This window comes from Cellulosimicrobium funkei (assembly GCF_001019615.1).
GTDB lineage: Bacteria > Actinomycetota > Actinomycetes > Actinomycetales > Cellulomonadaceae > Cellulosimicrobium > Cellulosimicrobium cellulans_E.
In genome coordinates, this window is record NZ_JNBQ01000002.1 from 127038 (window position 1) to 148179 (window position 21142).

Here is a 21142-nt window from a genome sequence, read left to right on the forward strand (position 1 = left end):
CGGCGCCTCCGGTCGCCGTCCGCCAGGGGTGTTGACATCCTGGGGTGTCGCGCCGGACGGGGAGGGGGAGCGCCAGTGGGCCACAGCGCCTTCGTCCACCAGGACGCGCTCGCGGCCGTCACGGGATGGCTGCGAGCCGGCCACGACGTGGTCCTGCGAGGCGACGCCGGGTCGGGCAAGACCACCGTCCTGCGCGCGCTCGTCGGGCCGCTGCGGTCGTCGGGCACCGCGGTCGTCGAGCTGCCCGGCGCGGGGACGGGCGACGCCGTCCCCTTCGCGGCGTTCGCGACCCATCCCGTGCTGCGGCCCCGTGGCTCGGGCCGCGGCGGGGCGGTCGACGCGGCCACGGTGCTCGCCGAGGCGCTGGGCTCCCGGTCCGCCGTCGTGCTCGTCGACGACGTCCACCTGCTCGACCGGGCGTCGCTCACGGTCGTGGCCGCCGCCGCCCGGCAGCGACCCGACCAGGTCCGCGTCGTCACGACCGTCCCGTCGGGGGTGCCCCTCGACGCGGGCGCGCCGCTCACGACCGGCGCCGTGCTCGAGCGCGTGGCACCGATCGGCGTCGACGCCACCGTCGCGCTCCTCGGCGACGTCCTCGGCGGCGCGGTCGAGGTCGGGCTGGCCGCCGCGGTCGCGGGCCGGTCGGGCGGGAACCCGCGGGTCGAGAGCCTCCTCGCGACCGCGGCGCTCGAGGCCGGCGTGGTCGGCCGGACCCGGGGTCGCTGGACCCAGACGGGCAGCCTGGAGACCCTGCCGGCCGAGCCCGTCGTCCAGGGCCTGCTGAGCCAGCTCCCCGCCGACCAGCTCGACGCGCTCGACGCGCTCGCCTGGTTCGGCCTCGTCGACCTCGACCACGCGCGCACCCTGCTCGGCGACGACGTCGTGCTCGCGCTCGACGCCGCGGGACGGATCGCGGTGGACGAGCGGTCGCGGACCCGCATGGTGGCCGTCCGACCGCCCGTCCTCGGGCACGCGCTGCGGCTGCGCCTGACGCCGGCCCGGCGGGCTCTGCTGCGCGAGCGCGCCGCAGAGCTGCTGGGCACGGGGGCCGCGTCCACCGAGCCGGGTCCGCGCGCGGCCTGCGCGGTCGGCACGGTCGAGGAGGACGCCGTCGTCCCCGAGGACCGGCCGGTCCACCAGCAGGTCGCGCTGATCTCGGAGTCGGTGCGCACGCGCGCGGCGCTGTGGTCTCGCGCCTGGTCAGAGCGTCGCGACGTCGCGAGCGCGCTGCCGCTCCTGCGGCTCTACCTCGTGGACGGGCTGGCGGTCGTGGACGCGGACGAGGTGTTCGCGGGCACGACGGCGGGGGAGGACGACGCGCCCGAGGAGGTCGGTGCGTACGTGCTGCTCCGCGGGCAGTGGGCCGCGCGCAGCGGCGGGACGATCCGCGGGGGCCTCCTGCACGACCCGGGGCCGTCCGGCCGCCTCGTCCTCCCCGGGCTGGGCGAGCCGTTCCTCGCGCACCTCGACCGGCTCTACGCGCGCGGTGCTGCCGACCGGTCGTCGGGAGCGGGCGACCCCGGCGGCACGGACCCGGACGTCGGCCTCGAGGTCGCCGACCTTGACGTCGCCGACCTCGACGTGGCCGACCTCGACCTCGCCGACGTCGACGACGAGCGGGACGTCCCCGAGGCGCTGCGCGGCCTCGCGACGATCCTCCGGGTGCAGGGCGCGCTGGAGGCGGGTTCCCCGGACCGGGCCATCGAGCTGCTGGGCGCATGGCAGGGCTCGTCCCGGCAGCGGCCGTTCACCCACCAGCTCGACGCGCTGCGCGGCGACGCGCTGCTCCTCGCCGGCCAGGTGGACGACGCGGTGGCCTGGTCGCGCGGGCGGCTCAGTGCCGCCTACGACGACCTCGCCCCGTTCGGCATCCGGCTCGCGTCGCGCGGGCTCGCGACGGCGTTCTTCCTGCGCGGCGACCACGACCGGGCCCTGCGTGCGCTGAGCGTCGTGCTGCGGCTCGGTCGGTGCGGGCCGGTGCAGAGCCCGTACGACGACCGGGTCTTCGCGCTCGCGGCGGTCCTGCACGCGCGCGAGGGCCGGGACGGGCTGGCGCGGACCCTGCTCGACGAGCTGGAGAGCACGCCGCGGCCCTACGTCCCCGCGCTGGACTTCCTCCGGCCGTGGGCGCGGCTCGAGGTGGACGCGGCCGCAGGGCGCGAGCCCGACGGGGAGGCGCTGTGGGGCGCGGGCGAGGCGCTGTGGGCGCAGGGGAGGTTCGCCTCGGCCGCGTTCTGCTGGGCCCTGACGCCCCAGCGGCTCGGGGAGCGGCGGCTCGCCCGGCTGGAGGAGGCCTTCGCCGGCATGCGCGTCCCGCTCCTCGCGCCCGCCGTGCGCCTGCACCGGTACCTGGAGCACGGGACGAGCGGCGCGGTCCTCGAGGCGGCGGGCGCGCTGCGCGCCGGTGGCCCGCTGGCGCAGGCGGCCGTGGACGTCGCTCATAAGCGTGCCGCGCAGGAGGGGCGTACGCCCCTCACCCCGGAGGAGGTCGCCGCGGTGACGGGGGAGTCGCGCGCCCCGGGCCGGACGCCGGACGGGGCGGCCGGGCTCACTGCACGGGAGCGCGAGATCGTCGGCCTCGCGCGGGACGGGCTCATGAACCGCGAGATCGCCAGCCGGCTCTTCCTCTCGGTGCGCACGGTCGAGAACCACCTCTACCGCGCCATGCAGAAGCTCGGCGTCGCGGACAGGCGCGGCCTCATGGGTTGACGGTGCCGGGTGCGTCGGTGGCGACCGTCGCCCGGCGGCGCCACGCGCGCCACCACAGGCTGAGCGCCCACAGGAAGAAGGCGCCCGCGACGACGTAGACCGCGACGGACCGCTCGTCTCCGTTGACGGCCGAGTTGAGGTACCCGAGCCAGGGGACCGCGTAGAGGACCCGACCGCGGACCTGGTAGTCCTGCACGGGTGCGTCCGCGGCGGCGTTCGCGTCGCCCTGCACGGTGAACGCCAGCCCGCCGTCGGGCCGGTGCGTGATGCCTGTGACGCGGTGCGTGATCGCCGTCGGGTCGTCCGGGTTCGGCAGGTAGGTGACGATCTGCCCGATGCGCACGTCCTCGGGCTCGACCGGGACGACGACGGCGAGCGACCCGACAGGAAGGCTCGGCTCCATCGAGCCGGACAGGATCGTCAGCGGGACGCCGCCCGCGATCCGCGGGACGACGATCAGCAGGCCCGCGAGGAGCAGGACGAGAGCGAGCAGGCCGTACGTGACGCCCGCCCACAGGCCGGAGAGCACGGGGTGTCGTCCGGGCCCCGCGGTCTCGGGCTCCGGGACGCTCTCCGGCGACACGCCTCCCGTCGCGTCATGGGTGCTGATCTCGACCTCCTGAGGAGCTCGGCGGGGATCCGTGCTCGTGCTCACTCTGCCCGTTCCTCCGCCGGGACGGCGGTCGGACGTGCCGACGGGTCCGTGGCGAGCTCCCCCGCGGTGCCGCCACCGGTCTCGGTCTCGGGGTCGGGGTCGGCGGCGTCCTCGTCGGGCGTCGCGGACGCGTCCGACGCCGCGTCCGACGCCGCGTCCGCCGTCGCGTCGGCCGCGGTGTCGTCCCCCGGCGCGACCTCGGTCATGGCCCCTGACCCTGCCGCGTCCTGCGCATCGGGGGCGGGCGGTGCCGTACGGGCGGCGCCCTGCACGACCCACGGTGGCTGCCAAGCCGCGTTCGCGACCCACGCCGGGTTCGCGCCCGTGTTGAAGTCCGTGCGGACGACGTCGGGGCGCACGGTCCAGCTCGACAGGTCCTGGTCGAAGCGGGCGGCGTCCTGGAACATCGACGTCACGTCCGTCGCGCTCGACAGGTCCCAGCCGGCGAGCGAGTGGTCGTACCGCGACCCGGCGAACATGAACGACATGTCCTGGACGTGGGAGACGTCCCAGACCGGGTCGTCGCCCCAGGCGCCGAGCGAGTAGTAGTCGAAGGCCGAGTTCTGGAACATGTGGGCGGTCGTCGTGACGGACGAGAGGTCCCAGGTGCGGACGTCACCGTGGAAGTTCGCCGTCTCGGCGAACATGAACGACAGGTCCGTGACGCTGCCGGTGTCCCAGGAGACGAGGTCCTGGTTGAACGCGTCCGCGTTCATGAACATGCGGCTCATGGTCGTGACGCTGCGCGTGCGGGACCAGCTCCCCAGGTTGCCGTTGAAGTTGACGGCTCCCTCGAACATCGACGACATGTCCGTGACGCTGCTCGTGTCCCACGCGGTGATGTCGCCGTGGAACGTCCGTGCGCCGTCGAACATGTGCGCCATCGTGGTGACCTTCGAGACGTCCCAGCGCCTCCCGACGGTGTTGAGGTTCTGGTTCAGCGCCGTGGCGCCCTGGAACATCGCGGACATGTCCGTGACGCTCGACGTGTCCCAGCGCGACAGGTCCTGGTTGAACGAGGTGGCGCCCCGGAACATCGCCGACATGTCGGTGACGCTCGACGTGTCCCAGTTCTCCAGCCGACGGTTGAACGCCGTGGCGCCGTCGAACATGTGCGCCATGCTCGTGACGCTCGAGACGTCCCAGAACTGGATGAAGGCACCCTCCGACCACGAGGCTCCCTCGTAGGCCGTGGCGTTCTGGAACATGCCCTCCATGGTCGACACGCGAGCTGTGCTCGAGAAGCTGATCGGCCCGCGGAACGAGCGGGCGTTCGCGAACATGAACGACATGTCGGTGACGTTGGAGGTGTCCCAGGTGGGCTGGTACTGCTTGTAGTTCGTGGCGCCGTCGAACATGTGGGCCATGGTCGTGACGCGCGAGGAGTCCCAGCCCGTCAGCTCGAACGACTGCGAGCCCAGGGGGTTGGCCGAGCCCGCGTTCTGGAAGGCGTACGCGGTGTCCGTCAGCGTGTCCGGGAGCTCCGTGATGTTCTGCAGGTGGACGGCGTCCTTGAAGGCGTGCCGGGCAGAGGTCGAGCCGTAGGCCTCGGACCAGCCGGAGACGTGGGTCAGGGCGCCGATCAGGCGCGCGTCCTGATCGGGCGAACCGAGAGCGTCGAACGCGCCGGTGACGCGGACGTTCGGGTTGGTCTGGCGGTCCCCGAAGTCCATCGCGTTCAGGCCGTCGACGGCCGTCGTCGTCCGTTCGGTGCCGCCCTCCCAGAAGCCCCAGGCGATCGTGGTGCCGGGGGCCGGGTCGTCGAGGTAGAAGCCCAGGACGCCGTCGTCGTCGAGCGCGAGGGAGTAGATGAGGGTGAGGGTGGAACCGCCCGGCGCCGGGGCGCGTCCGGTGGTGAGCGTGCCGGCGTCGAGCGACGCCGTGTCCGTCCAGGCGTGCCCGTTCGTCAGCGTCACGACGAGGTCGGTGAGGTCGATCGTCTGCGTCCCCGACGGCAGCGCCGCGTCCGCGGTGACGGTGAGGACGAGCGTCACGGTCTGGTGCCCGTCGGCGTCCGAGCCGGCGCCGAGGACGGGCGTGGGGTCGGACGCGACGGCGACGGAGACATGGTCCGCGACCTCGGCCGGGACCTGCGCGCCGGAGACGGCGAACGTGGCCCGGAGGTTGTCCCCGACGGCCGTGACGGCGACCCCCGTGACCGTGTGCGTGAGCGTGGTGCCTGCCGTGAGCCGGTCGGTCGCGGGGTCGAACGAGGCCCCGGCCTTCGACCAGGTGCCGCCGGGGAGAGCGTCCTGGTCGAGTCCGAGGCTGCCGGTGGTCACCGACGACGTGCCGAGCGGCGTGCCGTCGTTCCACGCCGCGTACGCCCCCGTGGCCGGCAGCGTGAGCAGCAGCACGACCGTCGCTACCGCGGCGAGCAGGGTCGCGCGCAGCGGGTACGTGGACCGGGCCAGAGCGTGCATGGCGGTTCCCGTCTGGGGTGCGGGTCGGGGGTGGTGCCGTCCGAGGGCCGGGAGCCCGGCGCGTGCCGGGCAGAACCACGGGCGGGGCAGGAGGGGGCGCTACCGCCCCGCCCGTGGGGATCAGGGTGCGGCGGGCGCGCGGTTGGCCGGGGCCTGCTGCTGGAGGACGAACTCGATCCCGTCGAGGTCGACGGTCTGGTTCATGTCGGCGTCGCTGGTCCCGTTGCTGGCGTCCGCGGCGTACGCGATGGTGACCTTCGCGGTGAGGGTCCCGGTGTCGCCGTCGACCAGCTCGGTCACGGGGGTGGACCCGTCCAGGAGCGCGGTGGTGACGGTGAGCTTGCCGCTGTCGAGGAAGGACTGCGTGGCGCCGTCGACACCCGTGAGCTCGGGCTTCACGAGGATGTTCTCGCCCGTCACGGCGTAGTCGATCGTCGCGGTGCCCTCGAGCACGTCGCCCGGGACCATGCGGAACGCCTCGGGGTCGACGTCGTGGGCCGCCACCCCGTTGGGCGTGACGTCCTGCCACTCCATCGCGCCGAAGTCGGCGGTGAGCTGGCCGGTCCCGGTGCCGGAGATGCCGATGTCACCGCTCTGGTTCCACAGCGCGAACGTGCCCGCGCCGCCGAGGAGGACGGCCACACCGGCCGCGGCGGCGACCGTGCCCTTGACGGCCCCGTGGTTCTTCTTCGTGGTGGTGGCGGTGGTGGTCATGGTGCTCGGTCCCCTCCTGGTGCTCGGACCCGCACCGTGCGCGCCCGTCTTCCAGCAGGATCCGGTCGCGCGGGCGTGCACGGGGGTGCGCGGAGGGGACTGAGTAGGTAGCGCCAGCGCGCCCACCAGGGGTGTTACGAATGCCCGAGGCAACTTTGAGGGTGCGCGGGCGGGGGCTGAGGCGTCTCTGCCCGGCGCCGCGTCCGGGGTGCCGGCGCCGCCGGGGGCAGGCCCGCTGTCGGGCCGGGACGGAGGGCCGGACCTTGGGTCAGCCGCGCGGGCGGCGCTGGCGCACGGCCTCGTACAGCACGACCGTGGTCGCGCTCGCGGCGTTGAGCGAGCTCGCGGTGCCGAGCATGGGGATGCTCACCATGACGTCGCACGCCTCGCGCCAGCCCGCGCTGAGACCGGTCGTCTCGTTGCCGGTGAGGACGAGCGTCGGCCCGGTGAGGTCGTGCTCGGCGAGCTCGACGTCGCCGTGCTCGTCCGTCCCGAGCAGGGTCAGCGGGATCCCGGCGGAGCGCTGCGCGGAGACCCAGTCCAGGACGTCACGCCCCGCGGGGACGCGGACCGTGGGCACGGAGAAGATCGAGCCGGTGCTGGCGCGCACGGCGCGCGGGTCGTACGGGTCCGCGGCGTGCCCCGCGACGATCAGCCCACCGCCCCCGAACGCGTCGAGCGACCGCGCGACCGTCCCGACGTTCCCGGGGCTCGTGGGCCGGTCGAGCACGACGCCGAGGAACGCGGCGCCGTCCCTCGGAGCGCGGCCGTCCGCGGCGATCCGACCCAGGTCGTCGGGTGGTGTCGCGACGATCGCGAGCAGCTCGGGCGCGTCGTCCTCCTTGCCGCCGAGCTCGCGCATCAGCTCCGACGACACGGCGAACCGCTGGGTGCGCACCCGGTCGAGCATCGCGTGCGCCCAGCTCGACAGCGACCGGTCCGCGTCGACGAGCCACGTCCGCACGGTCCAGCCCGACTCGACGGCGAGCGTGATCGGGCGCACCCCCTGGACGACCATCTCGCCCGCGCGGTGCCGCTTGGTGCGGTTGCCGAGCAGCGCCTCCCACTGCTGGAACGCGGCGTTGCGGGTGGTGACGCGCTGCACGGTCAGGCCTCCGGGGTGGTGGTCGAGGTCGGCGAGACCGACATGGGTGCCGTCGCGGGCGCGACGCGCGGGAGCCCGCCGGTGAGCGCGGCGGGCTCGGCCTCGTCGGCGGCGCGCGCGGCCCGCTCGACGGCGGCGGCGACAAGAGTCGTCACCTCGGGGTTGAACACGCTCGGGATGATGTAGGTGGGGTTGAGCTGGTCCTCGTGGATCGCGGACGCGAGAGCGCGGGCCGCGGCGAGCAGCATCCCGTCGGTGATGCGGTGCGACTGCGCGTCGAGGAGGCCGCGGAACACGCCGGGGAACGCGAGGACGTTGTTGATCTGGTTCGCGAAGTCGGAGCGCCCGGTGCCGACGATCGCCGCGTGCCGTGCCGCCTCGACCGGGTCGACCTCGGGGCGCGGGTTCGCCATCGCGAAGACGATCGCGCCGGGCGCCATGCGCGCGACGTCGTCGCCCGTGAGGACGTCCGGGGCGGAGACGCCGATGAACACGTCCGCGTCCACGACGGCCTCGCGCAGCGTCCCGGTGACGAGCCGGGGGTTCGTGCTGGCTGCCGTCCACGCGAGCGCGGGGGACAGTCCCGGGCGGTCGGGGTGGACGACGCCCTCGATGTCCGCGACGACGACGTCGTGCGCGCCCGCCGCGAGGAGAAGCTTGAGCACGGCGGTCCCGGCGGCGCCGGCCCCGGACAGCACGATCCGCACGTCCGGCAGGTCCTTGCCCACGACCTTCAGCGCGTTCGTCAGCGCCGCGAGCGCGACGATCGCCGTGCCGTGCTGGTCGTCGTGGAACACCGGGATGTCGAGCTCGGCGCGCAGGCGGGCCTCGATCTCGAAGCAGCGCGGTGCGGAGATGTCCTCGAGGTTGATGCCCGCGAACACCGGCGCGATGGCCTTGACGGTCCGCACGATCTCCTCGACGTCGGTCGTGTCGAGCGCGATCGGGAACGCGTCGATGTCCGCGAACCGCTTGAACAGCGCGGCCTTGCCCTCCATGACCGGCAGCGAGGCGAGGGGGCCGATGTCGCCCAGGCCGAGCACGGCCGAGCCGTCGGTGACCACCGCGATGGTGTTGCGCTTGATCGTGAGCCGGCGCGCGTCGTCGGGCTTGGCCGCGATGGCCTCGCACACGCGCGCCACGCCGGGCGTGTAGATCATCGACAGGTCGTCGCGGTTGCGGATCGGCACCTTGGACTCGATCTTCAGCTTGCCCCCCAGGTGGAGCAGGAACGTGCGGTCCGAGACGCGGTCGACCACGACGCCCGGCAGCGCGCGCAGCGCGTCGACGATCTGCCCGGCGTGCTCCTCGCCGCGCGTCGCGACCGTGACGTCGACCGTGATGCGCTCGTGTCCCGACGCCGTGACGTCGAGCGCGGAGACGATCCCGCCCGTGTGCTCGATCGCCGTCGTCAGCTCGCTCACGGCGGTGGGGCGCGCCTCGACCTGGAGGCGGACGGTGATGGAGGAGGAGACACTCGGCGCTGACGTCATGGGCTCCAGTATCGCGCGGCGACCACGCGCCCGGCACGACGACGGCGCCCCCTCAGGAGCGCCGTCCCGCCAGCATCGCGGCGGCTATCAGGCGTGCAACCGTGTCCGCTGCAACGGCGCGAGGTGGCCGTCGTGGCCGGGTCTCGTCCGGTCAGCGAGTCCCTACGTGGACTTCCTGCGCGTGGGTACCGCCGAGATGCTGTTGTCCCTCCATCACAGCCCGGACCGTCGGCGGGCGCAACCGTTCCCCGGGTACTTCCACACCGTGTTCTACAGCGTTCGAACAGCACCGAGCGGTTGGTCCGGGAGGTCCGGATCGGGCCCTTCGGCGGTCGGTGGGAACCGTCTCGTGGCCCCGGCCCGCGCGTCGTTCAGTCGCGGCGTCGCCGGCGCAGCGCGCGCCACACGACCCACGCCACGACGCCGAGCGCGACGACGCCCGCCGCGGCGAGGGCCGGCGTCGACCCGGCGAGGTGCGACCGCAGGGCGACGGGCTTCGAGAAGGTCAGGGCGCCCCAGCCGTGCTCGGCGGCGAGCCGGCGCAGCGTCCGGTCGGGGTTGACGACGAACGCGTGCCCGACGGCGCCCAGCATGGGGGCGTCGGTCACGGAGTCGGAGTAGGCGTAGCTCGCCTCCAGGTCGTACCCCTCGCGCTCGGCGAGCTCGCGGAGCGCGACGGCCTTGTTCTCGCCGTACGCGTAGAAGTCGATCGCGCCCGTGTACCGGCCGTCCTCGACGGCCATGCGCGACGAGATCGCGTGGTCGGCGCCCAGCACCGCCGCGATGGGCTCGACGACCTCGCTCCCGGAGGCGGACACGATGACGACGTCGTGCCCGTGCTCGTGGTGGGACTCGATGAGCTCGACCGCCTCCGCGTAGACGACGGGGTCGATGTGCTCGTGCAGCGTCTCCTCGACGATGCGCGACACCGTGGCCACGTCCCAGCCGGTCACGAGGCTCGACAGGTGCGCGCGCATGCGCTCGGTCTGGTCCGCGTCGGCCCCGCCCACCATGAAGAGGAAGTGCGCGTAGGCGCTGCGCAGCACGTCCCCGCGGTTGATGAGCCCGCCGGCGAAGAACGGCCGGGAGAACGCCGCGGCCGACGACGTCGCGATGATCGTCTTGTCCAGGTCGAAGAACGCGGCGACCCGGCCGGCGCGCGGCGGGTCCGTCGGGTCCGGGAGCGGGGTCACGGTCGCGAGCCTAGCCGCGGAACGTGGCCGTCCACAGGAGCGCTCGCCGGGGTGCCCGTCCACAGGCCGCGCGTGCGGCCCGACGACGCCCCGCCGGTCAGGGCAAGGTGGGGCGCCGGTCGACGGGGCAGCGGGGGAGGACGCGATGGGCGGAGCGGTCGTAGCGGTGGTGGGAGCGCGCGGCGGGGCGGGGGCGAGCGTCGTCGCGGCCTCGGTCGCCCGCGCGGTGGCACGACGTCGCGCACCCACCTGCCTGGTCGACCTCGCCGTCGTGGGCGGTGGGCTCGACGTGCTCCTCGGGATCGAGCAGGACCCGGGGGTGCGCTGGCCGGACCTGGCCGACGCGCGCGGCCGGCTCGACGGCGAGGACCTCCTCGCACGCCTGCCGCGGTGGGGCACGGTCCCGGTCGTCAGCACCGAGCGCGGCGGCGGACCGGAGGCCGCGGCGCTCGCGGACGTCGTGGCAGGGCTCGCCGAGGTCACGTCGGGCCGGTCGGGGGTGCTCGTGCTCGACGTCGACCGCGCCGCGATCGGGCCGGGCGCGGTCGGTGCGGCGCTTCTCGGGGCGTGCGACGAGGTGCTGGTCGTGACGCCGCTCGACGTGGTCGGGGTCGCGGGCGCCGCGGCGGTGCGCGACCGGGTCCCCGGTCCGGCGGCGCTCGTCCTGCGCCGGCCGGCTCCGGGGCGGTTGTCCGGCGGCGAGGTCGCAGACGCCGTCGGGCTCGAGGTCGCGACGACCGTCGGCTGGGACCGGGCTCTCGCCGGGGCGATCGAGCGCGGCCAGGGTCCGTGCGTCGGCCGGGGGCCGGTCGTCCGCGCTGGTCGGGACCTCGCGGCGCGGTACGCGCGGAGCGACCGGTGAGCGGGCGCGACGCGGTCCCGGGGCGGACCGAGCGCGGGCGCGGCCCGCTGTTCGACGGCGTGCGGGACCGCCTCGTGCGGGCCGGCGCCGAGCCGGGGGCGGGCTCGGGGGCGGGACCCGACGACGCGGCCGTCGCCGACGCGCTGCGGGCGTCCGGGCGCGTGCTCGGTACCACCGCCCTGCGGGAGCTCACCCGCACGGCGCACGCGGAGATCTTCGGTGCCGGCCCGCTCCAGCGCTACCTCGACGAGCCGGGCGTGACCGACGTGCTCGTCAACGGGCCCGACGAGGTCTGGGTCGACCGCGGGGCCGGGCTCCAACGGGTCGTCGTCGCGCTCGGCGGGCCGGAGGCCGTGCGGTCGCTGGCCGTGCGGCTCGCCGCCGCGGGCGGGCAGCGCCTCGACGACGCCTCGCCCGTGGTCGACGCCCGGCTCCCCGACGGGACGCGGCTCCACGCGGTGGTGGCACCCGTGTGCAGGCCCGGGGCCGTGATCTCGCTGCGCGTGCTGCGGACGCGGACGTTCGGGCTTCCCGACCTCGTCGCGTCCGGCACGGTCCCGGATGCCTGGGAACCCGTACTGCGCGGGCTCGTCGCCCGGCGCGCGAGCATGCTCGTCTCGGGCGGGACCGGCACCGGCAAGACGACGCTGCTCGCCGCGCTGCTCGCGCTCGTGCCGCCCGACGAGCGCATCGTCTGCGTGGAGGAGGCGCGCGAGCTCGACCCGGACCACCCGCACGTCGTCCCGCTCACCGCGCGGCGGGCGAACGTCGAGGGCGCCGGAGAGGTCGACCTCGCCGACCTCGTGCGCGCCGCGCTGCGGATGCGCCCCGACCGCATCGTGCTCGGCGAGTGCCGCGGGGCGGAGGTCCGCGAGGTGCTCATGGCCCTCAACACCGGTCACGAGGGCGGCCTGGCGACGATCCACGCCAACGACGTCGAGGTGATCCCGGCCCGGCTCGAGGCGCTGGCGGCGCTCGCAGGCATGGACCGTGCCGCCGTGGCGGCACAGGCGGCCGGCGGCCTCGACGTCGTGCTGCACCTGCGTCGTGTGCGGGTGGCCGGGAGGACCCGGCGCGTGCTCGCCCAGGTCGGGGTCGTGCGGGGCGACGTCCGGACCGGGCTCCGGGTCGACGTCGCGGCCTCGTGGGACGGGGTGTCGGGCTCGCGCGACGGTTCCGCGCACGGCGGCGGCGACCGCGAGGGCGACGACGGCGGCACCAGCGCAGCCGGGCCGGTCGCCGGCCCAGCCTGGGACGAGCTCGTGGCGCGGTGGTGCGCGTGAGGCGTCGATGACGGTCCTCGTGGGTGTGCTCGTCGGGGCCGCGGTCTGGTGCGTGGCAGCGCGAGGCGGGCGCCGGGCCCGCAGCGTCGTCGGCACCTCGTCCTCGCGGCCCGGGCGGCCGTCGGTCCTGCGACGCCGGTCGCCGGCGCGGGCGGTGCCGGAGCTGGTGCGCGTCGTCGTGACGCAGGTGGGGTCGCTCCTGCGGTCCGGGGCCGCCCCCGGGGTCGCGTGGGAGCGGGCGGTCGGGGTGCGGGTCGACGCCGCGGGCGTCCCCCGGGTCGCCGAGCTCGCGCCGCACGTGGGCGGGCCGGCGACCGCGCGGGCCCTCGTGGCGGCGTGCCGGCTGGCGGTCGAGGTGGGCGCGCCGCTCGCCTCTGTGCTCGACGAGGTCGCGGCCTCGGTCGCGGCGGACGCCGAGGCCCGCGCGGAGCGGGACGCGGCGCTCGCGGGGCCCCGGGCGACCGCGCGCGTGCTCCTGTGGCTCCCGGCGGTCGGTGTGCTGCTGGGCTACGTGCTCGGTGCCGACCCGCTCGGCACCGCGACCGACGGCGGCCTCGGGACGGCCGGGGTCCTGCTCGGGCTCGTGCTCCTGCTCGCGGGCCGTACCTGGTCCGCTCGGCTCGTCGAGCGGGCGCGCAGCGCGGGGGAGGACCGGTGACCGCGCTCCTGGTGACGGCGTGGGTCCTGGCGGCGGCCGCGCCGTGGTGGGCGGCGCGGGCGGCCGTCGCGCGGCGGGCCGTCGTGGTGTCGCGACGCGCGCAGAGCGCCGCCGGCCGCCCCGACGGGGCGCGGGGTGACGGCGAGCGGGAGGCCCGGAGCGGAGGTCGGGGGCGCCCGGACCACACCGGGACCCTCGAGACGGGCGTGCTCCTCGAGCTCTTGGCGGCGGCGGTCCGCTCCGGGGCCGCGGTGCCGCGCGCGCTGGACGTGGTCGGCTCGTGCGTCGGTGGTCGGGAGGGGGCCGGGCTGCGGGCCGCGGGCGCGGCCCTCCTCCTCGGCGCGTCCTGGGACGCCGCCTGGGCGACGGCGCCACCGCGGCTCGCGGTCGTCCAGCGCGCGCTGCGTCCGGCCTGGCTGCACGGTGCGGCCCCTGCGCCCGCGCTGCGGGCCGCGGCGCAGGCGTCGCGCCAGGACCGGACCGCCGCGGCCAAGGCCGCCGCGGCGCGCCTCGCCGTGCACCTCGTCCTCCCGCTCGGCGCGTGCTTCCTCCCGGCCTTCGTGCTCGTCGGGCTGGTGCCCGTCCTCGTCTCTCTGGGTTCGGGCCTGCTGGGTGGGTAGTCGATCCTCTCGGGCTCTCGGGCTCTCGGGCTCTCGGGCTCTCGGGCTCTCGGGCTCTCGGGCTCTCGGGCTCTGGGGCTGTCGGGCTCTGGGGCTGTCGGGCTGTCGGGCTCTCGGGATGTCGGACTGTCGGCACCGGGCCTGCCACCCGTGCCCAGTTCTTGCTCGTGCTGGGTCGAGCGCGAGTGCCGTTCCTGCCTACCGACGGGCCGCTCGCTACGGTGGGTCCATGGATGCGACCGCCGTCGGCCCGACCGTGCGGCGAGCCCTCGCCCAGGGGCTCTGGGAGGCGGTCGGTAGCGGCGAGTCGTCGGCGCGGGTCTTCGTGAGCACGGACGGTGCTCGGTACGCCAAGGTCGTGAGCGACGACCAGGTGGCCGCGCTGGCCGGGGAGCGTGACCGCGTGCGGTGGGCCGCCGCACGGGGGATCCCCGGGCCTCGGTTGCTGGGATGGGTGAAGGCCCCTGACGGGGCGGTCCTGACGACCAGCGCGGTGCCCGGGACGCCGGCCGACCAGGTCCGTCCGGACCAGGTCCGGCAGGCGTGGACGAACATCGTCGCGGCGGTCGCGGCGTTCCACGACGTCCCCGCCGGCGACTGCCCGTTCGACCGGGGGCTACGTACGATGTACGCGCTGGCGCAGGACGTGGTGGCGCGTGGCGCCGTGCGCCGGGAGTTCCTGCGCCCCGAGCAGGAGGCCCGGACGGGTCGCGACCTGCTCGCCGAGCTCGCCGCCGAGATGCCCGTACGCGAGGAGCAGGAGGCTGCCGACCAGGTGGTCTGCCACGGCGACCTCTGCCTGCCCAACATCCTGCTCGACCCGAGACGCTGGAGGTCTCCGGGTTCGTGGACCTCGGTCGCCTCGGCGCGGCCGACCGGCACGCCGACCTGTCGCTGCTGCTCGCGAGCGCGCAGGACACGTGGCCGGACGAGGCCCAGCACCTCCAGGACCAGCTCCAGCGGCTCTACGGCTCTCCGGTCGACGCGGACCGGCTCCGGTTCCACCTCCTCCTGGACCCGCTGACCTGGGACTGACGGTCCGCGCGCGGGCAGGGTCGTGGTCGCCTCGAGCGGCAACACCGGCGAGCGCGGGCCTCGGCACGTGCACGCGGGCGCGGTCCTTTCCGCGACGATGCCCCGAGGGGCGGGGACCGACGCCGTCCACAGGTCAGTCGCGCGAGGGTCCCGTCCACCGGCGGCGCGGGGCAGGGTGCGTGCCCGGTCGTCGACCCGCCACGGTGTCCTGGACCGCCCGCGGACGCGGGCCACGAGAGGGGAGACCTGACATGCCAGGACGGGTTCGGCGCGCGCTCGCGCGCCTGAAGGGGACGAGCCAGGGACAGGACGGTGAGGCCGGTCTCGCGACCGCGGAGTACGCCATCGCGACCGTCGCGGCGGCGGGCTTCGCCGGGCTGCTCATCGTCGTGCTCAAGAGCGGCGAGGTGCGCGAGCTGCTGCTCGGCATCGTGCGCAGCGCGCTGTCGCTGGGCTGAGCCGTGCGACGGGACGCAGGCACGGGCACCGGTACGTGGCGCGGGTCCCGGCCATGGACGCTCTGCTCGCGGGAGGTCCGCCCGCGCGAGGTCCGCTCCCGCGGGATCCGGTCGCGCGACGACCAGGAGAGGGGTGCGGTCACGGCCGAGCTCGCCGTCGCGCTCCCGGCGGTCGTCCTCGTCCTCGTCGTCGTCCTCACCCTCGCCGCGGCGGCGGGCGCCCAGATGCGCTCCGCCGACGCGGCGAGGGCCGCCGCCCGTGCCGCCGCGATCGGTGAGGACGACGCGACCGTCCGCGCGACGGCGCTCCGGGTGGCAGGGGACGACGCGACCGTCGGCGTCGTGCGCGGCGACCCGTGGGTCGAGGTCCGCGTCACGACGCCCGTCGTCGGCGGGTGGCTCTCCGGGTCGCCGCTGCGTGCGCGCGGCGAGGCCGTCGCGTGGGTCGAGCCATGACGCGGTACCCGGCCGTGGTCCGGCGAGGCTCGGCCGCGCGTGCACGGGCGGGGCGCCGCATCGGTCGCCGCGCGGCCCAGGCCGGGGTCGGGCGGCACGACGCGGCGCCCGACGCGGAGCGAGGTGCGGGCACGGTGCTCGTGCTCGGCATCGTTGCCGCCGTGCTCGTGCTCGCCCTCGGGCTGGGCGCGCTCGCACACGCCCAGTCAGCACGCGGGGCGGCGCAGACCGGCGCCGACCTCGCGGCGCTCGCGGCGGCCACGGCCGCTCGGGACGGCTGGGACCCGTGCGGTCGTGCCCGCGAGGTCGCGGCGCGCAACGCGGTCTCGGTCACCGCGTGCGCCGAGCAGGACGGCGGAGTCGTGCGGGTGGACGTCACCTCGACCACCGGCGTCACCGTCCTCGGTGTCGCGCTGGGTCGGGCGAGCGCCGCCGCCCGCGCCGGCCCGGCGACCGCGCGCTGAACGAGCACCCTGGTCACGGTGACCACGGGCCACGGTGAGACGGAGCCGGGCGGGGTGGTGCTGGTGCCGCGTTCGTGGTCGGGCCTGGACGCGATCCCGACCGAGGACACGGCGGCCGCGAGGAACGAGCGGCGGACGGGAGACGCGGCACCACCAGCCACCCGACGACCCAGCGCACCGCGAGGTACGACCCGGTTCTCCCTCGGCGGCCCGCGGTTCTACGGCGTGGGGGCGTGGGCGAGGACGGCGTCGAGCAGGCGGACGGCGGCGGCCTTCTCGAGCGGGGCGTTGTACGACCCGCACTTGGGGGACTGGACGCACGCCGGGCAGCCGTCGTGGCAGGGGCAGCGCGCGATGGCGTCGCGCGTCGCGCGGAGCCACGTCGCGCCGAGCTCGTACCCGCGCTCGGCGAAGCCGGCACCGCCGGGGTAGGCGTCGTGCACGAACACGGTCGCCTCGCCGGTGTCGGCGTGCAGGGCGGTGGAGACGCCGCCGAGGTCCCAGCGGTCGCACGTCGCGAGGAGCGGGAGCAGGCCGATCGACGCGTGCTCGGCGGCGTGCAGCGCGCCGGGCAGCTCGTCGGCGTCGACACCCGCCTCCTCGATCACCGACTGCGGGACGGTCCACCACACGGCCATCGTGGGGAGCGTGCGCTCGGGGAGGTCGAGCGTCTCCGTGCCGAGGACCTGCATGTCGAGGAGGCGGCGGCGCTGGAAGCTCACGACCTGCGAGCACACGTCGACCGGGCCGTAACCCCAGCCGACGGGCCCCCAGGAGCGCTCGACGACCTCGCGCCCCGCCGCGACGTCGCCGTCGGCGGGGTCGTCGACGATCGTGATGGACGTCGTAGAGCGGGACCACGTCCCGTGGTCGACGTCCTGGCGGCGCACGAGCGCGACATGGTCGGCGAGGTCGAGGTGCTCGACGACGTAGGTGCGCCCCTGGTGGACGTACACCGCGCCGTCGTGGACGGACCCGTCCGCGGACGCGGCGTCGACCGTGCCGAGCAGCCGGCCGGTGCGCGCCTCGGCGACCCGCACGGGCGCGCCGCCCGAGCCGCGCAGGTCGGTCATGCCCGACGCGGGCTGTGCGTGCGTCCAGTACCAGCCGGACGCGCGACGGCGCAGCGCGCCGCGGGCGACGAGCACGTCGAGCAGACCGCGCACGGCGTCGGGGTCGCCGAACGCCGCGAGGTCGTCGGAGCGCAGCGGGTTCTCGGCCGCGGCCGCGCACAGGTGGGGCGCGAGCACGTACGGGTTCGCGGGGTCGAACACGGTCGCCTCGAGCGGGGCGTCGAACACGGCCTCGGGGTGGTGCACGAGGAACGTGTCGAGCGGGTCCTCCCGCGCGACGAACGCCACGAGGCCGTCCGCGCCCGCGCGCCCGGCGCGGCCCGCCTGCTGCCACACCGACATGCGCGTTCCCGGCCAGCCCGCGATGAGGACCGCGTCAAGACCCGAGATGTCGACGCCCAGCTCGAGCGCGTTGGTCGTCGCGAGGCCCAGGACGTCGCCGGTGCGCACGGCGTCCTCGAGCTCGCGCCGCTCCTCGGGCAGGTATCCGCCCCGGTAGGCGGCGACGCGCCGCACGAGCCGCGGGTCGACGACGCGCACGCTGTCCTGCGTCTGGACCGCGACCGACTCCGCCCCGCGGCGCGAGCGCGTGAACGCGAGCGTGCGCGCGCCCGCGATGACGAGGTCCGCGAGCAGGTCCGCGGCCTCGGCCGTCGCGCTGCGGCGGGGGTGCTCGGCCGCGGCGTCGACCGTCGTCGGGACGGTCGGGTCGTCGTCGTGCCCCTCGGCGGGACCGGCGGCGGTGGCCGGGTCGAAGCCCACGACGACGGGCGGCTCCCACAGCGCGAACGTCTTGCGCCCCGCGGGCGAGGTGTCCTGCGCGACCGTCACGACGTCGTCGGGCTCGACCCCCACGAGGCGCGCGGCGCTCGTCGCGGGGTCGGCCGTCGTGGCCGACGCGACGACGAACGTCGGCGGGCGGTCGCCCTCGCGCGCGTAGTGCGCGGCCAGGCGACGCAGGCGTCTCAGGACCAGGGACACGTGCGCACCGAACACCCCGCGGTAGGCGTGGCCCTCGTCGACGACGACGTACCGCAGGTCGCGCAGCAGCCGCGACCAGCCGCGGTGGTACGGCAGGAGCGCGAAGTGCAGGAAGTCCGGGTTGGTCAGCACGACGTCGGCGTGCTCGCGGACCCAGCGCCGCTCGTCCTGCCCGGTGTCGCCGTCGCACGTCGCGACCCGCACGTCGCGCGTCCCCGCGGCGTCGAGCAGCCGCTGGAGCCCCGAGAGCTGGTCGGCGGCGAGCGCCTTGGTGGGCGACAGGTAGAGCACGGCGCCACGTCGGGCGACCGACTCGATGCGGCCGGGGTCGAGGAGACGTGCGGCGGCGTCGGCCCGTACCGAGGAGAGGGCGGGGAGCCAGAACGCGAGCGACTTGCCGGACCCCGTCGAGGTGGCGAGCGCGACGTGCCGGCCCGACCACGCGGCGTCGGCCGCGACGACCTGGTGCTCCCACGGGCGGTCCACGCCGAGCGCGCGGTACCCCGCGACGAGCGACGCGTCGGCCCAGTCCGGCCACTCCGCCTGCGTGCCCGCCCGCGCGGGCAGCTCGCGCACGTGCAGCAGCCGCTCGTCGCGCCGCCCGCCCGCGCGCAGCACGTCGAGCAGGGCCGCGCTCGTCGATCGCAGGGAGGTAGGGGCGGGGGCGTGCGGCACGCTCCGAGTCTCCCACCTCCGGCCCACCCTTCGGCCGACGGCGGCCGCGCTCGGGACCTCCGGCCCTCGCGCCAGGCACGGCGCGCGGCCGAGGATCGGGTCATGGGAGCGGTGCGTGGGGTCCGGTTCGTGGCGACGACGGCGCTCGCCGTCGGGGCGCTCCTGCTCACCCGGCGCATGACCCAGACGTGGGGCACGTGGGAGGGCGAGCACGAGTGCGTGCTCCCGGGCGACGACCTCGTGCCCGACGCGCGCGCCGTCGTCGCGACGCGCGCGGTCACGGTCGACGCGCCGCCGTCGGAGGTCTGGCCGTGGCTGGTGCAGCTCGGTCAGGGTCGTGGCGGGTTCTACTCCTACGACGCGCTGGAGAACCTGATCGGCCTGGACATCCGCAGCGCGGACGCGATCGAGGAGCGCTGGCAGGGCTTGGCCGTGGGCGACGACGTCCACCTCGCCGACGAGGCCGTCCTGCGCGTCGCGCTCCTGGAGCCGGGCTCGCACCTCGTGCTGCTCGGCGCCCCCGGTCCGGGGCAGCCGGACACGATGCCGTTCCGGTTCTCCTGGGCGTTCGTCGTCCGCCCGCTCCCGCCGGGCGAGGACGGCACGCCCCGGTCGCGTCTGCTGGTCCGTGAGCGGTACCTGCCACTGGGCGCCGCGGGCCGGGCCGTCGTCGAGGCGGTGCAGCCCGTGAGCTTCCTCATGACGCAGAAGATGCTGCGCGGCATCCGCACCCGCGCCGAGCACGCCGCCGCACCCCGCTGACATGCGGTGGGTCCCGTCAGGGTCGTGGGACGGGAACCCACCGCATGCTCGGCGGGGCCTGCGGGGCGGGTCAGCCGCGGAAGACCTCGACCACCGCGCGGGAGAGGTACCACGGGTCGACGACGGCGGTCAGCTCGCGCGCGGAGTGCATCGAGAGGATGGGGACGCCGACGTCGACCGTGCGGATGCCGAGGCGGGTCGCGGTGAGCGGGCCGATCGTCGAGCCGCACGGCACGGTGTTCTTCGACACGAACTCCTGGCTCGGCACCCCGGCCCGTGCGCAGGCCCGCGCCCAGGCCGCCGCGCCGTGCGCGTCGGTCGTGTACCGCTGGTTGGCGTTGATCTTGAGGATCGGCCCGCCGCCCGCGAGGGGCCGGTTCGCGGGGTCGTGGCGCTCCGGGTAGTTGGGGTGCACCGAGTGCCCGACGTCGCTCGACACGCAGAGCGACGCCGCGAGCTGACGATGCCGCTCCTCGTCGGTCGCGCCGAGGCCGGCCGCGACCCGGTCGAGCACGTCGGCGAGGAACGGGCCCGACGCCCCGGAGCGCGACTCCGACCCGATCTCCTCGTGGTCGAACGCGGCGAGCACGGGGATCGCGTCGCCCTCGACGGGCCGGTCGGGCGTGCCCGCGACCTCGAGCAGCGCGACGAGCCCGGCGTGCACCGACAGCAGGTTGTCGAGCCGCCCGGACGCGAGGAACGCGCCGTGCGCACCGAAGACGCGCGGCGGCTGCGTGTCCGCGACGACGACGTCGTACCCGGCGATCTCGCTCGCACGCACGCCCGCGTGGTGCGCGAGCTCCACGAGCACGTCCCCGCCGCTCGTCCCGTGCGGCGCGCCCGCGGCGTCGGACCCGGCCGGCCCCGACGCCGACGCGAGCCCCCACACGGGCTGCGTGTGCTGCTGCTTGTCGAGCGCGAGCCCGTCGTTCGCCGCGCGGTCGAGGTGGATCGCGAGCTGCGGGATGCGCAGGAGCGGCCCGGTGCGCACCAGGTGCTCCTCGCCGTCGACCGTGACCAGGCGTCCGGCGAGCTCGAGCTCGCGGTCGAGCCACGAGTTGAGCAGCGGCCCGCCGTAGACCTCCACGCCTGCCTGCCACCAGCCCTCGCGGCCCACGCTCGGGCGCGGCTTGAGCTTGAAGCCGGGGGAGTCGGTGTGGGCACCGAGGATCGCGAACGGCGTCGTCGCGGTCGCGCCGGCCGGGACCGCCCAGGCGATCACCGCGCCGTCGCGCACGACGACGTACCGCCCGCCCGCGGGCCCGTCGCCCCCGCTGCCGCCCGCCGACGGCCACGCCGCCGTCTCGTCGAGCCGCTCGAAGCCCGCAGCCTCCAGGCGGCGCGCGACCTCGTGGGCCGCGTGGTAGGACGACGGGGACGCCTCGACGAACGTCGCGAGGTCCTGCGCGTGCGCGCGCTCGTGGGGGGTGGGGTCGGTCACGGGGGTGCTGGGCGTCGACACAGGCTCCACCCTACGCACGCCCAGGAGCGCTCCGTAGGGTGGTCGAGGCCGGGTGCCGGAG

Annotated in this window: 17 protein-coding genes and 1 pseudogene; 10 read left to right on the top strand and 8 right to left on the bottom strand. The window is 75.9% G+C overall.

Going from position 1 to position 21142, the window contains the following annotated elements; all coding sequences use genetic code 11:
• Positions 1 to 75: 75 nt before the first annotated feature.
• A complete protein-coding gene (locus tag FB00_RS03085) occupies positions 76 to 2709 on the top strand; it encodes a LuxR C-terminal-related transcriptional regulator (RefSeq protein ID WP_047231400.1) in 2634 nt (877 codons plus the stop codon).
• On the opposite strand, the gene FB00_RS03090 is transcribed toward FB00_RS03085, so the two are convergent.
• From FB00_RS03090 to FB00_RS03115, 6 genes are all read right to left on the bottom strand, one after another.
• Positions 2699 to 3364, bottom strand: a complete 666-nt coding sequence (locus FB00_RS03090) for a signal peptidase I (protein ID WP_082140925.1) — start codon at positions 3362 to 3364, stop codon at positions 2699 to 2701. The genes FB00_RS03085 and FB00_RS03090 overlap by 11 nt on opposite strands.
• Entirely contained in the window at positions 3361 to 5787 is a 2427-nt protein-coding gene (locus FB00_RS20875; RefSeq protein ID WP_052877399.1) for a BspA family leucine-rich repeat surface protein, read from the bottom strand. The genes FB00_RS03090 and FB00_RS20875 overlap by 4 nt, the downstream gene beginning before the upstream one ends.
• 120 nt (positions 5788 to 5907) lie before the next feature.
• Positions 5908 to 6501, bottom strand: a complete 594-nt coding sequence (locus tag FB00_RS20880; protein ID WP_052877400.1) for an alternate-type signal peptide domain-containing protein — start codon at positions 6499 to 6501, stop codon at positions 5908 to 5910.
• 268 nt (positions 6502 to 6769) lie between these two features.
• Positions 6770 to 7606 carry an RNA methyltransferase gene (locus FB00_RS03105; protein ID WP_331386732.1) on the bottom strand — a complete coding sequence of 279 codons (837 nt, stop codon included), beginning with the start codon at positions 7604 to 7606 and terminating at the stop codon, positions 6770 to 6772.
• Between the two features lie 2 nt (positions 7607 to 7608).
• Positions 7609 to 9099 (bottom strand): NAD-dependent malic enzyme, encoded by a 1491-nt coding sequence (locus tag FB00_RS03110; protein WP_082140926.1) that lies wholly within the window; start codon positions 9097 to 9099, stop codon positions 7609 to 7611.
• A gap of 371 nt (positions 9100 to 9470) precedes the next feature.
• A complete protein-coding gene (locus tag FB00_RS03115; RefSeq protein WP_047231401.1) occupies positions 9471 to 10292 on the bottom strand; it encodes an HAD family hydrolase in 822 nt (273 codons plus the stop codon).
• A 145-nt stretch (positions 10293 to 10437) separates the two neighbouring features.
• On the opposite strand from FB00_RS03115, the gene FB00_RS03120 reads away from it, so the two are divergent.
• The 8 genes and pseudogenes from FB00_RS03120 (at position 10438) to FB00_RS03155 (ending at position 16128) form a co-directional block, all read left to right on the top strand.
• Entirely contained in the window at positions 10438 to 11154 is a 717-nt protein-coding gene (locus FB00_RS03120) for a hypothetical protein (RefSeq protein WP_047231402.1), read from the top strand.
• Positions 11151 to 12437 (top strand): TadA family conjugal transfer-associated ATPase, encoded by a 1287-nt coding sequence (locus FB00_RS03125; protein ID WP_419865512.1) that lies wholly within the window; start codon positions 11151 to 11153, stop codon positions 12435 to 12437. The genes FB00_RS03120 and FB00_RS03125 overlap by 4 nt, the downstream gene beginning before the upstream one ends.
• A gap of 7 nt (positions 12438 to 12444) precedes the next feature.
• Positions 12445 to 13095 carry a hypothetical protein gene (locus FB00_RS03130; RefSeq protein WP_047231403.1) on the top strand — a complete coding sequence of 217 codons (651 nt, stop codon included), beginning with the start codon at positions 12445 to 12447 and terminating at the stop codon, positions 13093 to 13095.
• A complete protein-coding gene (locus tag FB00_RS03135; RefSeq protein WP_231581679.1) occupies positions 13092 to 13715 on the top strand; it encodes a type II secretion system F family protein in 624 nt (207 codons plus the stop codon). The genes FB00_RS03130 and FB00_RS03135 overlap by 4 nt, the downstream gene beginning before the upstream one ends.
• A gap of 229 nt (positions 13716 to 13944) precedes the next feature.
• A pseudogene (locus tag FB00_RS23185) lies at positions 13945 to 14750 on the top strand (aminoglycoside 3'-phosphotransferase).
• Between the two features lie 251 nt (positions 14751 to 15001).
• A complete protein-coding gene (locus FB00_RS03145; RefSeq protein ID WP_047231404.1) occupies positions 15002 to 15208 on the top strand; it encodes a DUF4244 domain-containing protein in 207 nt (68 codons plus the stop codon).
• A gap of 3 nt (positions 15209 to 15211) precedes the next feature.
• Positions 15212 to 15664, top strand: coding sequence for a TadE family type IV pilus minor pilin (locus FB00_RS03150; protein WP_331386733.1), 453 nt, complete (start codon positions 15212 to 15214; stop codon positions 15662 to 15664).
• Positions 15661 to 16128, top strand: a complete 468-nt coding sequence (locus FB00_RS03155) for an Rv3654c family TadE-like protein (protein WP_082140927.1) — start codon at positions 15661 to 15663, stop codon at positions 16126 to 16128. Before FB00_RS03150 ends, FB00_RS03155 begins: the two co-directional genes overlap by 4 nt.
• A gap of 218 nt (positions 16129 to 16346) precedes the next feature.
• Here FB00_RS03155 and FB00_RS03160 read toward each other — a convergent pair whose 3' ends face one another.
• Positions 16347 to 18857 carry a DEAD/DEAH box helicase gene (locus FB00_RS03160; RefSeq protein ID WP_156186281.1) on the bottom strand — a complete coding sequence of 837 codons (2511 nt, stop codon included), beginning with the start codon at positions 18855 to 18857 and terminating at the stop codon, positions 16347 to 16349.
• Between the two features lie 102 nt (positions 18858 to 18959).
• Here FB00_RS03160 and FB00_RS03165 point away from each other — a divergent pair, with 102 nt between their 5' ends.
• Positions 18960 to 19619 (top strand): hypothetical protein, encoded by a 660-nt coding sequence (locus FB00_RS03165; RefSeq protein ID WP_047231405.1) that lies wholly within the window; start codon positions 18960 to 18962, stop codon positions 19617 to 19619.
• A 70-nt stretch (positions 19620 to 19689) separates the two neighbouring features.
• On the opposite strand, the gene FB00_RS03170 is transcribed toward FB00_RS03165, so the two are convergent.
• Positions 19690 to 21081 carry a M18 family aminopeptidase gene (locus FB00_RS03170; RefSeq protein ID WP_231581682.1) on the bottom strand — a complete coding sequence of 464 codons (1392 nt, stop codon included), beginning with the start codon at positions 21079 to 21081 and terminating at the stop codon, positions 19690 to 19692.
• Between the last annotated feature and the right edge of the window lie 61 nt (positions 21082 to 21142).